This window comes from Nonomuraea lactucae (assembly GCF_003313395.1).
Lineage (GTDB): Bacteria > Actinomycetota > Actinomycetes > Streptosporangiales > Streptosporangiaceae > Nonomuraea > Nonomuraea lactucae.
Genome location: NZ_QNFZ01000294.1, coordinates 1 through 13,275 on the forward strand (window position 1 = coordinate 1; position 13,275 = coordinate 13,275).

14 protein-coding genes, 1 tRNA gene and 2 pseudogenes are annotated in these 13,275 nt (G+C 63.7%); 5 read left to right on the top strand and 12 right to left on the bottom strand.

Translation table 11 applies throughout. The features are described from left to right. Positions 1-190 precede the first annotated feature (190 nt). Complete coding sequence (locus DQW85_RS21240; RefSeq protein WP_113702047.1) at positions 191-1,198, top strand: NucA/NucB deoxyribonuclease domain-containing protein; 1,008 nt, start codon at positions 191-193, stop codon at positions 1,196-1,198. Between the two features lie 78 nt (positions 1,199-1,276). Next, positions 1,277-2,341, top strand: a complete 1,065-nt coding sequence (locus tag DQW85_RS21245; RefSeq protein WP_113702048.1) for a hypothetical protein — start codon at positions 1,277-1,279, stop codon at positions 2,339-2,341. Positions 2,342-2,402: 61 nt separating this feature from the next. Here the strand turns inward: DQW85_RS21245 and DQW85_RS21250 are convergent, their stop codons facing one another. Continuing rightward, positions 2,403-3,590 carry an IS30 family transposase gene (locus DQW85_RS21250; protein ID WP_205315281.1) on the bottom strand — a complete coding sequence of 396 codons (1,188 nt, stop codon included), beginning with the start codon at positions 3,588-3,590 and terminating at the stop codon, positions 2,403-2,405. Positions 3,591-3,956: 366 nt separating this feature from the next. Here DQW85_RS21250 and DQW85_RS21255 point away from each other — a divergent pair, with 366 nt between their 5' ends. Continuing rightward, complete coding sequence (locus tag DQW85_RS21255; RefSeq protein WP_113702049.1) at positions 3,957-5,231, top strand: MFS transporter; 1,275 nt, start codon at positions 3,957-3,959, stop codon at positions 5,229-5,231. 76 nt (positions 5,232-5,307) lie between these two features. Here DQW85_RS21255 and DQW85_RS21260 read toward each other — a convergent pair whose 3' ends face one another. The 7 genes and pseudogenes from DQW85_RS21260 to DQW85_RS21280 form a co-directional block, all read right to left on the bottom strand. Further along, positions 5,308-5,604, bottom strand: coding sequence for an integrase core domain-containing protein (locus DQW85_RS21260; protein WP_162795171.1), 297 nt, complete (start codon positions 5,602-5,604; stop codon positions 5,308-5,310). Between the two features lie 45 nt (positions 5,605-5,649). Continuing rightward, entirely contained in the window at positions 5,650-6,192 is a 543-nt protein-coding gene (locus tag DQW85_RS21265; RefSeq protein WP_113702051.1) for an IS3 family transposase, read from the bottom strand. Positions 6,193-6,234: 42 nt separating this feature from the next. Further along, positions 6,235-7,101 (bottom strand): IS30 family transposase, encoded by an 867-nt coding sequence (locus DQW85_RS21270; RefSeq protein ID WP_240197327.1) that lies wholly within the window; start codon positions 7,099-7,101, stop codon positions 6,235-6,237. 49 nt (positions 7,102-7,150) lie between these two features. Then, positions 7,151-7,375: pseudogene (locus DQW85_RS48265) on the bottom strand (IS30 family transposase); the annotation flags it as partial. A gap of 61 nt (positions 7,376-7,436) precedes the next feature. Further along, positions 7,437-7,691, bottom strand: a pseudogene (locus DQW85_RS21275) (transposase); the annotation flags it as partial. Positions 7,692-8,021: 330 nt separating this feature from the next. Next, on the bottom strand, positions 8,022-9,155 hold the full coding sequence (locus DQW85_RS44670; RefSeq protein ID WP_162795173.1) for a hypothetical protein: 1,134 nt from the start codon (positions 9,153-9,155) through the stop codon (positions 8,022-8,024). Between the two features lie 381 nt (positions 9,156-9,536). Beyond that, the gene (locus DQW85_RS21280; protein ID WP_113702053.1) at positions 9,537-9,848 is read right to left on the bottom strand and encodes an immunity 53 family protein; all 312 of its coding nucleotides are present in this window, start codon (positions 9,846-9,848) and stop codon (positions 9,537-9,539) included. Positions 9,849-9,961: 113 nt separating this feature from the next. Here DQW85_RS21280 and DQW85_RS44675 point away from each other — a divergent pair. After that, positions 9,962-10,024: transfer RNA gene (locus DQW85_RS44675), tRNA-Ser, on the top strand. Positions 10,025-10,122: 98 nt separating this feature from the next. Here DQW85_RS44675 and DQW85_RS44680 read toward each other — a convergent pair. From DQW85_RS44680 to DQW85_RS21290, 3 genes are read right to left on the bottom strand one after another with little or no spacing between them, the layout of a single operon-like run. Next, on the bottom strand, positions 10,123-10,575 hold the full coding sequence (locus tag DQW85_RS44680) for a hypothetical protein (RefSeq protein ID WP_162795174.1): 453 nt from the start codon (positions 10,573-10,575) through the stop codon (positions 10,123-10,125). Between the two features lie 21 nt (positions 10,576-10,596). After that, positions 10,597-11,415 carry a protein phosphatase 2C domain-containing protein gene (locus tag DQW85_RS21285; protein ID WP_113702054.1) on the bottom strand — a complete coding sequence of 273 codons (819 nt, stop codon included), beginning with the start codon at positions 11,413-11,415 and terminating at the stop codon, positions 10,597-10,599. 3 nt (positions 11,416-11,418) lie between these two features. Next, positions 11,419-11,880: a hypothetical protein gene (locus DQW85_RS21290; RefSeq protein ID WP_205315283.1), complete on the bottom strand. Its 462-nt coding sequence runs from the start codon at positions 11,878-11,880 to the stop codon at positions 11,419-11,421. Positions 11,881-11,926: 46 nt separating this feature from the next. On the opposite strand from DQW85_RS21290, the gene DQW85_RS44685 reads away from it, so the two are divergent. Continuing rightward, positions 11,927-12,265 (top strand): hypothetical protein, encoded by a 339-nt coding sequence (locus tag DQW85_RS44685; protein WP_162795170.1) that lies wholly within the window; start codon positions 11,927-11,929, stop codon positions 12,263-12,265. A 519-nt stretch (positions 12,266-12,784) separates the two neighbouring features. On the opposite strand, the gene DQW85_RS21300 is transcribed toward DQW85_RS44685, so the two are convergent. Next, entirely contained in the window at positions 12,785-13,054 is a 270-nt protein-coding gene (locus DQW85_RS21300; RefSeq protein WP_162795175.1) for a hypothetical protein, read from the bottom strand. Between the last annotated feature and the right edge of the window lie 221 nt (positions 13,055-13,275).

Genomic DNA, 13,275 nt, shown 5'->3' on the forward strand with positions numbered 1-13,275 from the left:
ACCAACCAGGCGTAAACCAGCCAAACGCTGCCGTCACTACCCCCGAACGCCTGTAACTCCTACCTTTCAACCTCAGAAGCAGAATTTCGCCCGGTCCAACCGTCCGGAGGGGTACGCGAGGAATCATTATTCCTGGTGTTCGACCTCGAATCTCAGCCTCGACCACAAGGCGAACCGATCCACCCCGATCATGAAATTCGACGCAAAGATCATCATCATGGCCTACACCTTCAACGGCAAGGACAGCAACAACGGGGGAACTAGCCGGGACCTGTTCGTCGACATTCATCTCTATGATGTCCACTCCACCGGCGGGGCTGGCGCGAAGAATCTAACGATAGGAGTCGAGCCTGTAGGAAGGGAGTGCGAGCACGTGACCTCGTGGGATGGCAGCCCCACCGTCAACCACCGCACCAAGTCAATCGGCCTCTGGCAGGATTTCGGTTCCGCCAGGTTCAGGCTGAGATGCCCAGCGAACAAGGCTCCGACGCTGCGTCACATCAAATGGAGCCCGCTATTCGACGAAACGGTGAACAACCTTGAGAGCGTGAGTCTCGGCGGCTTCAAGGTGTACGGGCATTCCCCGGACTGGCCGGCCCCTCAGTCGGGATACGGGTACGCCAACTCTCTTGGCGCCAAGGAGGGCGGATCCATCGTGCGATGCGACTCCGCCACCTATATCAAGCCACAGGGCGGTTGCGTCTTCAACTCCGCCACCCCGATGATGATCTGGAAGATGGGCCAAGGATACGACGCGGCCTACCAGCACTACTGGAAGGCGTGCTACCAGGCGCATGACACATTCCCCAGCCATCCGGCCAAGAAGCTGTTGGGCTGCTACCGGCCTGGCGAGATGAAGGACAATTACCTCCATCGAGAGGATTCCGAGGTAGCGGAGAGCGTCCACAAGAAGACGTGGAAAGCCTGCACTGGCATATGGGGCCCCTATGCAGCAGCTGGAAAGGAATGTGACGAGTACCCATTCGCCGGAAGCTTCGAACGGGCCAACGCGGCACCAAACATGTTCTCTCTATGTCCCATTCCGAAGGCTGACAACGGCCTGGCGGGTTCCCTGTTGGAGAACAGGTTCTTCATCAAGGACAGGGTCATCGTCGGCGACACCTATTACAACAAGTTCAACACTAAACTCGACAACCCGCCGACCAAGGAAGCTCTCTGCGGGACGCCGGTGCCGTAATCGTCAACGGCCACATTGACAGTAAGGGGCGGCGGGGATGCCTGCCGCCCCTTACTACCGGAACATGAGGAGTCGGAGATGGACGCCGACAGCGTTATCGAGCACTATATAGACCTTCTGGTCGAGCACGAATGGCTAGCCCGCGGCGGGCTCGGCTGGTCCGTCATCCGCAAAACCGCCGGCACCGGATCGGCCGGGCGCATGGTGGCCGAGTCGTTCGGCTCCTTCCCTGAATTCCGTGATGTGGATTTCCGTGAGAGTGACCTTTATCCCACAGTTGAGGTGTTCATCAACGAGAACGAAAACGGCTTCGGCATATTGGAACGCGACGGGATTCATCAGCGGCGCCATGCGTGGCTACGCTGGCTGAGCAGGGACGCGAGCCTATGGCACGTGTCTTGGGTGGCGCGTGGGCACGAGAAATTCGTGTACGCCGAGAATGGGCAGCTACTGGTCGACTACCCCGAGTTCTGCATGGATGACGCAGCAATATACGGTGATGCGCCGGCATCACTGGGTGACCACCTGCGTATCCTCACAGCCGCGCTCAGCAACGAACGCCTGGTCAAGCGTGCTTCCGCCATGGCGATGGTAGATGTGGCCACCGGCTTCCGGCTACATGGGGATATGCTCCAGGGTCGGCATCGCGCCCTCCTCGCGGATCGACTCATCGAGGGGGATCCCGAGTCGGTCCTCTCGCTGGGACACGTCGATCACGAGCTGCTGGCTTGTGTGGCCGCGGCAACCCGGCTCCATCGTCGCCAGATCTGCAAGCTCGTCCTGGACCGGCTGGTCCAGCGGTACTTCGCCAAGTGGCCGGAGTTGGCCCAGGCGGCGAGCGCTGCATTCGACCGGGATGCTGCGGTCGTGTCCTATCTTATGCCTGAGATCGTCGAGCAGAACATCCGTCTAGGAAGGGAGTGGTTCAATGGGCCAGGCGGCACCCCTCGCGAGGAGGACCGCCGCTGGATGCGGTGGCAGGCAGGGATAGCGGTGCGGCTGGCGATCCGTTCCCTCATCGATGAGGAAGACGACTCCGAGATGCTCATCACGGCGAAGAACGCCCTCGGGAAGGGATGGCCCGAACTGCGCAGGCAGATCCTGTCGAGGTGCAGCACCGTGTCAACGACGGCCGAATTCTGACCCCCTGACGACGCTTGGGTTCTAGGGTGAATTCGAGCGGTCGTCGCAACGGTGACACCGATCATGATGGCAGACGGGATGCGAATACCTCTGCCGGAGTGCACCATCCCAGCGACTTCCGCGGCCGGCTGTTGAGCCGTCGCTCCACCGCACGAAGGTCCTCGGCGCTGTGAAGCGAGAGATTGGTGCCTTTGGGGAAGTACTGACGCAGCAGTCTGTTGGTGTTCTCGTTGGTGCCGCGCTGCCAGGGGCTGGCGGGTTGGGCGAAGAACACACCCTCGTGGAAGAGCGGCGCCACCTGGTCGTGGAAAGCCATCTCGGAGCCTTGATCCCAGGTCAGCGTCCAGCGGGCAGCCTTCGGGACGTCGGCGAAGGCGGCGAGCAGACCGTCCCGGACGTGTTCGGCAGCATGGCCATTCGGTAGCGGGATGAGCCGAAGGTATCGGCTGGTGCGGTCGACCAGGGTGCCGATCGCGGACTGGTTGAGCCGACCGGTGATCAGGTCGCCTTCCCAATCGCCGACGCGGACACGCTTCTCGACGATCGCAGGGCGGTGTTCGATGAGGACGGCCGGTGCAACGAAGCGAATGCGGCGCTGGTCGGGGCGACGCCGTCGTCGCCGCAGCGGTCGTCCGGTGCGAAGCTTGGCGGTCAACTGGCGGCTCAGCCCGCCGCGGCCGCCGTGGTAGATGGCCTGGTAGATCGTCTCGTGGCAGAGGTGCCAGTTCGGCCGGTCGGGGAAGCTGCGACGAAGGTGGGCGGCGATCTGCTCGGGGCTCCACTCCAGCTCCAGCTTGGCCTGGATCTCGGCGCGCAGCTCGGCGTCTTGGAGGACACGGCCGCGTCGCGGTCGGCGCATTCGCTGGCGGGCGCGGGCGTGGGCCAGGTCGCCGTCGTAGCCGCCGCGGTCGTGCTCGCTGGTGTTGCGCCGCAGCTCGCGACTGTTGGTCGAGGGTGAGCGGCCGAGTCGTCGAGCGATCTCGCGGACGCCTAGGCCTCGCTCGCGTAAGGTCGCGATTCGTTGGCGTTCCAGCAGCGACAGATAGCGATCCGATCGCGCCGACTCGGCCATGCGGGCGGGTGGGAGTCCACCGTTCTCCGCCCTCCATCGGTATCCGGTCTTGCGGCCGATGCCGACCTGCTTGCACGCCTCCACCGTGCCTACGCCGGAAAGGATCAACCGCCAGTACTCCGACTCGATCTCGAGCCGCCGCTTGGGCCCACGAATAGCCATCAACACGCCCATCATGATCAGGTGTGTTGCGACAAACACTAGAACCCAAGCGTCGCCTGGGGGTCAGTATTCACGCGTCGTCGACAGAGACCTCCTTGCGGTTGCCCGGGATGTACTGGATTGCCTTGTCCGCCACATGGGCCGATGGTTAGTCTCGAGCAACGGATGATCTCTTTGAGGAGCTGAGATGCCCGGCCAACCGAGCACGCGCTGACGTTCTAGGTCACTCCCGACCTGTCACCGCGTGCTGCATCGAACTGCGGCACAGCCAACCTTCCTGCCCAGATCCTGTGGGATGGGCACCGTTCTCAGCGACTCAAGGACTCCTGTGCCGTTCGCTTCTTCTGCCGTGCTCGCCCGCCCGCCAATGCGAAGCCGCCGATGAAGGCATCCGACTCGCCTTCGCCGGGCCTGTGGCGGGATGGTGATTTCCGCCGGCTCTGGATCGGCCAGGCCGCCTCGCAACTGGGAGCCCAGGCCGGCCAGATCATCCTGCCGCTCATCGCCGTGGTCGCGCTCAGCGCCGATACTGAGCAGATCGGCGTCCTTCGTGCCGTCCAGCAGGCGCCGATCTTGCTGCTCTCGCTCTTTGTTGGCGCCTGGGTGGACCGCTGGCGCTCTCGCAACGTGATGGTGCTGGCCGACTTCGGCCGGACCGTGGCGTTGTCCGTCGTGCCCGTCGTCTACCTCCTCGGCATGCTCAACATTCCGCTACTTGTCCTGGTGGCCTTACTTGTCGGTGCTCTCACCGTGTACTTCGACGTGGCCTACCAGACCTCGCTCGTACGACTGGTGAAACGCGGCCAGCTCGCCCAGGGCAACAGCGCGCTCGAAGGCAGCAGGTCCGCCGCACAGATCGTCGGTCCCGCGCTCGGCGGCGCGCTGGTATCGCTCCTGACTGCGCCGATCGCCATCGTGGCCAGCGTGTTCTTCTTCACCCTGTCCTTCCTGTCGATCCGGCGGATCCGCAGTCCCGAGTCGCTGCCCGCGCCCCGTGCACGACAGGCGCGCGTTTGGCTTCAGATCTACGAGGGTCTGCACCTCGTCATCAGCGACACTTCATTGCGGGCTGTGGGGATCTCCTCGGCCCTCTTCCAGTTCTCCTTCGCCGCCCTGATGACGGTCTATCTGCTCTTCCTGCCGCGTACGCTGCACCTGCCGGGCTTTGCCGTCGGGCTCGTGCTCGCCGCGATGGGCCCGGGCGCGCTGGTGGCTTCCCTGCTGTCGGCCAGGTTGCCGAGGCGGTACGGCTACGGCGTCGTGCTGGTGTCCGCCGCAGTGCTCGCCGATGGCGTGATGCTGTGCGTCCCCGCGCTGCGCGGCTCCTCCGCGATCACGATCGCCGCACTCATGGCGGTCAACTTCCTGTTCGGCGCCTTCAGTCAGTTGGTCGACGTCACCGTCGTGACGGTGCGCCAGGCGATCACTCCCATCCCGCTCCAGGGCCGGGTCGTCGCGACGATCAACTTCGTCGGCATGGGCCTGACCCCGCTCGGGTCGCTTCTCGGCGGTTATCTGGCTGGCGCGCTGGGGCCGCGCGCGAGTCTACTGATGACCGCTATCGCTCTGGGGCTGTCCCCGTTGTTCATGGCCCTGTCTCCCCTCGCCCATATGGGGAGAGATCTTCCTGGTACAGCGGGTGGCCCCGACGGCTGATTCCGGGTCGGCTCAGTGTCTTCCGCTCCGTCGGCTTGAAGTTGCCCCGGTTGCGTGGACAATTCGGGGCTTGTGGCTATGCGGCAGCATAGCCGGGTTGTTGGGTGTGTCTGCGTTCGTATTCGGCGGGGCTGAGCATGCCCAGGGTCGAGTGGCGGCGGCGGGGGTTGTAGAACCCTTCGATGAAGTCGAAGCACGCAGCCTTGGCCTGGGCGCGGGTGGCGAAGTGGTGCCGGTCGAGCAGTTCGGTCTCCAACGTTGCGAAGAAGCTCTCGGTGACCGCATTGTCGAAGCAGTCCGCGACGCTGCCCGTTGAGGTGCGAATACCCGCTGACCTGCATCTCCGGCTGAACGACAGGGATGTGTACTGCACTCCTTGATCACTGTGATGGACCAGGCGGGGGGCGGGACGGCGGTTTCAGATGGCCATCTCCAGGGCATCCAGAACAAGCTCGGTCCGCATGTGGCCGGCCATCGCCCAGCCCACGATCCTCCGGGAGAACACATCCAGCACGAGCGCCAGGTACAGCCACCCCTCGCCCGTCGGTACGTAGGTGATGTCGGCAGTCCAGATCCGGTTCGGCGCAGGAGCGGTGAAGTCCCGGTTGACCAGATCCTCCGGCGGCACCACGGCCGGATCCCTTCGGGTCAGCCCGCGCCGGCGGCGCCGGTGCACGCCCTCAAGCCGGGCCGTGCGCATCAGGCGGGCGACCCGCTTGCGCCCGACACCCACCCCGAACTCCTCACGCAGCTCGGCGTGGATGCGCGGGGCACCATACGTCTGCCGCGACCGAGTGTGGATCTTGACAATGGTTTCCGTCAACGCCCGGTCCTCACGCGCCCGCCGTGACGGGCCACGCCCCTTCCAGGCGTAATAGCCCTGGCGCGACACACCCAGCACCCGGGCAAGCAGGGAGACACCATGGTGTGTCCTCTCCGCATCGATCAGCCGGTACCTCATCTCGGCCGATCCGTCTCCCTCGCGAAGAAAACCGCCTTAGATTCAAAGAGTCAAGGCAACACATTGGGCCGGGGTTCGGTGGCCGAGGCTCTTGCGGGGGCGGTTGTTCACTCGGGCGGCCAGGGCATCGAGGTCGGCTTGGCTGTACAGGCTCAGATCGATGCCTTTCGGTAAGTATTGCCGGATCAGTTTGTTCGTGTTCTCGTTCGTGCCCCGCTGCCATGGGCTGCGCGGTGCCGCGAAGAAGACGTCGATGCCGGTCGCTTCGGTCAGCAGCCGGTGGCCGGCGAGTTCCATGCCGCGGTCCCAGGTCAGAGTGCTGCGTAGGCGAGCGTCCATCCGTGAGAACGCCTGCTGCAGGGCGGGGATGACCGTCGTGGTGTGACGGCTGGGTAGCGCGACCATGGTCAGGTAGCGGGACTTGCGGTCGACCAGCGTCGCGATCTGGCTGTTCTTGGCTCCGACGATGAGATCGCCTTCGAGGTGGCCGAGCTCGGTCCGGGCGTTGGCTGCGTGAGGCCGTTCCTCGATCGGCCGTGCCCCGGTGATCTGGGAACGCCACTGGCCCTTGACCGTGTTCTTCTTGTTTTTGCGGATGGGACGGCGCGTGCGCAGCTTGGTGCACAGCTCACGCGGGATCACTTTCCACCGGGTCGTGTAGATCGCGCGGTAGATGCTCTCGTGGCTGATCCGCATGAGCGGGTTGCCGGCGTGCATCAGCCGCAGATGTCCCACGATCTGCTCCGGGGACCACTCGTTGTCGAGCAGTTCGATCACCAGCTGGCGCAGCACCGGGTTGTCCTGCAGGGCGGACGGTTTTGGGCGACGTGCCTGCTCTTGAGCGCGTTGCTCGGCGGCGACCGCACGGTACTTCACCCGGCCGCCGTTGCGGGCGACCTCCCGGCTCACCGTGGGATGCCGGGCGGCCGATCGACACGGCGATCGAACGTAGTGAGGCTCCAGCCTCCAGGCCACGAGAGATCGATTCCCGGTCCTCGGCGCTCAAACGGTCGGCCCGGCGCACCCGCTCGGCCGGCGCGATGCCGCCATGGTGCTTCAGCACCGTGAAAACCGATCCCGGGGGCTTGCCCAGTGCCCGGGAGATCACACTGATGGAGTCACCAGCACGCCACCGCCGCCACAAGTCTTCTTTCATCGCGTCCGACATTCCCGGCCGACCCATCCGAGCCACGATCCACCCATCCACTTGCAGCGTTGCGTTGATCGTCTGAATCTAAGGCGGCCTTCTTCAGGATCTCCCGCTCCTCCCGCAGCTGGCGCACTTCGCGCCGCAGTCTGGCCAACTCCTCCTTCTCGGCGCTGGTAAGACCGTCCTGCCGACGGCCGTCATCGCGGTCGGCCTGGGCCACCCAGGTACGGATCGATTGAGCGGTCGGCTCGAACTCCTTGGCCAGTTCCTCTGGCGTTCGGCCAGCTCGCACCAACTCCACCATCTGCCGCCGGAACTCTGGCGGATACGGCGGTCGTGACATCGGCACTTGTGAACTCCTCCCGGGACACATCGTCCCAAGCGATCAGGTGTCCACAAGACCGGGGCAACTCCACGCTGGATGGTGCTCGTGGCCAAAACGCCACCCTGGATGCCGCGAAACACTCTTCCTCCCGGGCCAGTACCGTGCTCCTTCAGGTGCGTGCGGAGGATAGCCACCAGCTCGGGCACGCGAGGGACAAGGCGACCCTCTCCGACGGCCGGTGCTTCAAGCATCGGTCATCGCGTTGGTCGCCAGAGTCGGTCCATTCCCGTCCTGCGTCCGGCGTGGCACCGGCGAGGTAGATTTCTTCCCAGACGTTCGAGGGTGTTACATCATCTACCGCTTTGCGTATTTCGCAATAAACGCATAATGATAGGCGAGAGCCCTAGAAGCGCTCTGTGACTTTCTCGTGGCTCTTCTTGTGGCGTCCAGCCCAATCGTGAGAGCCCCGACACCCAACGCCCCAGCAAGCATCGCAACCTCAGAAACTACGTTCGCTTGTCCTACAACAGGTAGCGCTACTGTTGCGCCGATTCCACCGATAGCAAAGGAGGCTGCGTGATTACGCAGACGAGCCAGTGATGTACTGTTGGCGACAGCCCTGCTGACCGTAGCTGCTTTCTCGTGCATCAAGGCCCTAACCTCTTCGATGCCTTCGCCCGTCAATGTTTCGGTATTATTTATAATGATCATTCTGCGAAGCGCAGTCCGCAGGTCTGCTCGCCATTGCTCAAACAAATCGTCCTGACGAATGCGTACAATCTCCCGTATGTCTAGGTCGCCTGCATCCGGTACAACCTCTTCGAGAAATGTGGAGAGGTGCACCGCATCTGAACGCTTGGCCAGCACGCAGCGATGGTCCACGTCAAGCGCTCGTCGTACTTTCTCATACTCCGCATCATTGCTCGTAAAGATGTCGACGGCGCAGCCAGTTGCCAGCGCGAACTCGATATTTGAGCGCAGTTCGGGATCGAGACTGGAAGCGACCGAACCACCGATCTCCTCAGCGAGCTTCGTCGCGACCCAGGGGTGATCGTAGTTAGCGCGCGAACCGATGATCACTACAATGCCAGCGTCAATGAGGTCCTTGAGTGATAGAAGAATGTGGAGCGATGTCAGCAAAAGTTGCGTGCACCGTTCAAGCGGCTTACCGCGCATGGCTGCGGACGCTAGCATCAGTAGAGGGCTGTTGATAACTATTCTATGAACATAGAGTAGTGCGGTAAGGCCCTCGTCATAGGCCAAAGATAGATCCTGACCCCGACTCCCGGAGCGCCATTCGCTCTCCGGGACGAAGTAGGAGAGCTCTCCCACACGGCGTCTCGGCAATTCGTCCTCGTGGGCACTGGGGTACCAAGCATCAACAAGGCGAGGGATGAACGACGCCGCGTCTCGAACTGTCGAATCGATAGTGTCGGGCGAGAGCTCCTCGCCCAGGATATCCCGGACGATTGACAAATCGTCGCTCACGTAAGCACCTCGGTCCCCTGGAGTGCCTCATCACACGCTCCTTGTAGCCTCCCATTTTCGCCGTGGCTGCGTCCACCGTTGTGGCGGCGCGGGCGCCCCATCATCGATCCGTTGGCATACCCCCCCTGCTTCCCGCTGCACGAGCGGCCGTCTGTGGACTTCTCAGCGCCTCGGTAAAGCCTGTCGGCGTGTGGCGCCGCGTAGGAGCTGGCCTCAGTGAGGACGGCCGGTTCATAGGTGGAGTGGCTGGCCGCTACTGCTGGCGACTGGTCAGCCTCCTCGCATCACCGCGAGCAGGACGATCAAACACTCAGTGATTGTGCCCGGTGTCGTCGCCGGGGCTCCTTGGGAGAGTCGGCCTCCGCCCAGCCCGCGAGAGCGTCAGCCAGAGGGCGAGACAGCAACGCCGACGAAGTCTCGAAATGCTTCCAACAGCTCACCGAGGTTCAGAGGCCCACACGCTCCTCCGAAGTGGATCCTATTGCTCCAGGCGTGTAGCCAGTCGTCCTCGGTGCGTTCCACCACTATGCGGTCCATTAAGGCCCCTGCAAGGGGCGTGTTGACGAGGTCGATCTCTAGGCGCCATCCCGGATTGTCCAAGGTCTCGAGTGTCACGCCGTAACCGTGCTCCCAGTCGTCATTGCAGCAGGAGGCGTACCAAGACTGAAGGAAGACGAGTACATCTGTGATCATGTGGTGAGTCTGCCAGCCGTGCCCGTCGCGTGCCCGATGGGACGGGAAACGAGGGCGAACAGCGGGGACTCACGGGGAACTCGATTAGCGCCATGAGCTGCATCTCCGCAGATGGAGCATGATCGGCATGCGTCTTTGCAAGCAGGATGTCAGCGGTTCGAATCCGCTAGGCTCCACCCACACGAAAGCCCAGGTCCCGGCCTGGGCTTTCGATCTTTGTTGGGGCTGTTTCAGGGGCGTGCCCGTTACGTGCTGGAGTGGCCCATACGCACCATCAGCTCTCGGACCGACGCACCTGCGCTAGCAGCGAGCACAGGAGTTGCACTTTTCCGCGCACGAGCGCCAGGAGTGCCCTGCGATGTAACCAGCATGGCAGTTCGGTGCGCCGCACGAAGATCCAGATGTCGCTGAGTGCATCGCTTGCAGTCCCGCGAACGATCGGGGCCGGATCTTCGAGGAGTTGTCGCAGGAGTATCGGCGACTTGTCATCCACAGTCTTGTTGAGCCGGGCCATGTGTCCAACCGACAGTGCACCGCAACGTCGGATCTCGGGAGCGTCGTCGGTCATGGCTCGGTGCAGCCGCGGTGCGACCAGGGCTGGATCGAGGACGTTCAGCGCCAGGCCGATCAGTGCGACCCCGGTCAGAGGCCCACCACGTGCGAAGGCTGCATCGACCTCTGCGGGATCATCGCATCCCATGAGCTCCGAGATGCTGTTCCAGTCCACATTGGCAATCTAGTGGATCTTTCAGAGCCGGCACTGGAGCGCGGTGGCGTCGTCGAAGGTCTTGCCGCGTGGCCAGCGTGTGCCCTGTGGGTCGGAGTGTTCGGCTGCACGTACTTGACGGATGACCTCGTCGGGGCCGGCCCCGTCGAGCGTTGCGAGGACTTGGCGCCAGGTTTGGAGGTGGAAGCGGTCGACGAGGCGTGATGCGCCGTCGCTGAGAAGTGCAGCGGCGCGGACCTGGTCGGCAGGCATGCTGCTGGTCAACGCCTGGTCGGCCGCGAGGGGATCGGTGGCAGCCACCCAGAAGCCGCCGTCGCGGTTGCGGTACGAGCGCAAGGTCTCGACGTAGCGTCGATGGGCCGCGGCATGGTCGTCGGCGCCGGAGGCGAGGGCGTCCATTTCGGCCCGGTGGAGTGCGCCCACTTGGGCCTCGCGATAGTCGAAGATGGCCACTGGTTCAGCCGCATCGACGACGTCCAGGAGGAGGACGGAGTCGGCCAGGACAAGCCATTCCAGAGTGTCGTTCGTACGCCGGAGCATGATCACCGTGGCTGAGGGGGAGCCCGGGTGGGTCAGGTCGCAGGTTCCGTCATGGAGCGACGAGACTGTCTTGATCCCTTCGGCCAGCAGTTGGGCCAAGGTGCCCGCACCCTGGTTCATCAGGCTCAGGAGGGTCGAGCCAAGGGTGCGGGAGAACCACGCCACCCCATGCGAGCATCCGGAGTCGGAACCGGACGGCGTGCCCGCGCCGTCCAGGAGGATAGCCGCATCAGGAGTCGCGGCAACGAAGTCCTCGTTCGGTCGGCCGGGGGCCGCTTCGGTGGCGAAGGTGACCCGCACGTCTCATTCCTCCTCGTGCCGGTACAGCGGACTGGCAAGCTCCGCCTTGACCGGTTCCCCAGTAGCCGGGTCGTATTCAACGCCCACCACCATCGAGAAGCGCTTGTCGCCTACCTGTCCACACAAGGTCGCCATCTCAGTCTGAAGGAGTTGCACCACGCCGAGCGTGCCCTGAGGGTGGATGCCGGTGAACAGCAGCAGGCTGCCCCTGCCGTCCGGGCGCCCGAGCCGTCCAAGGTAGGCGTAATCCACGGCCCGAGCCGGTTCAGTGTCCGAGCCGGAGCGATACACCGTGCCGGTACGGCGGTCGCGTAGTGTCCAGACGCCGTCCCTGACCCACTCCAGAACCGGGTCCGACTCGTACAACGTGCCCATGGCCGGGGAGAGCTTGGGTCCGCAGATCACGATGAGGTTCGGCCGGTTGATGTCGAGTTCCCCGCCGAGCGGGACATGCTCCAGCTCCATCGACAGATCAAAGCCGCGGGCGAGGTCTTCAAGCCGCTTGGCCGCCGTGACGTCCTCCCTGGGGCTGGTCGAGATGGTGGTGCTGTATCCACCCCCGGAGGGTGCGCCACGAAGCGACGAGGAGTGGGATGCCCTACCCGAAGACTCCCCGTACCTGGAAGGGCCCGGCATCATGGAGCTGTCGGCGGAGGCTCGTGACATGCTCGCCAGCGTGGACGACGCCCGCCTGCCGATGCTGGCGGAGCAGTGGGCAGCCATCGAGCAGTTCTCCCACTTCACCGACGATGACGACGGTTACATGCTGTCGCTCACCAAGGATCTTGTCGGCTTGGCACGTCGAGCGAGAGAAAACGATCAGCTGCTCTACTGCTGGTGCTCCTTGTGACGTGCCTGGCGGCCGTGCCCGTTGCGTGCCCGATGGGATGGGAAGCAAGGGGGAACGGTGGGGAGTCGCGGGGAACGCGATCAGTGCGCTGAGCTGTGTCTGCCCTGATGGAGCAAGATCGGTGTGCGTCTTTCAAGCAGGATGTCAGCGGTTCGAATCCGCTAGCCTCGGGCTTTCGCCGGGAATTTGAGCCAGGGTGATCTTTTACATGAGAAAAGTGCCTTGAGCTGGGAGGATGGGGCTTGTCTAAGGTCCTGTCCACGCCAGATCAGAGGGCACTTTTCGAGTGAAGACTATCGCCTCTCAGCGCAAGATCGCGGTGTCCGCGGCCGGTTCGGGGCTCACCTCGCAGGCGGGCGCCCTGCTGCTGCTCCACACGCACACTCCTGACCGCCCTGGCCCGGCGCCAAGCCCTGCCGGCACCGGCGCGACAGCCGGTTTCCAGCGTTGCCGGGCCTCCGAATTTCCACGCCAGCCGAACCGCTCAGCCGACCATACAAAGATCACGAAAGACGGAGGCTAGGCTCCACCTGTGAAAACGCCCCGTTCCTGATCATGGAACCGGGTGTTCGTGCCATTAACGTGCCATTTGCCTTTGGCGATCTTCTGTTGTTCGGCTTCCACGCGGGCGGTCAGCGCGTCGGCGATCCGTTGGTCCGCAGCACGTGTGGCGTGCTGGTAGATGAGCGCGGCCTGGTCGCTGTCGTGCCACATGCGCGCCTTGAGATCAGCCAGGCTCGCGCCGGATTGAGTGGCGAGCGCGTATCCACCACGCTGTCCGTACCGCATGACCCCGTCGTACCGCGATGACAACGCGCTGTCACGAGCCCACTGCCTCTACGAGTTCAATCTGTGTAGTCGAACTAGTCGATCAGCTGGTGACGCGCATCCCGCGTGAGATCACCAGAGCGAGTAGTTGTTCGCCCCACATCGAGCCGGTCGTGGCACACACGCGGCAGGTCGTGATCGTCCTCATCACCAACGCTGACGGTCTTGGGCCGCGATCCCTT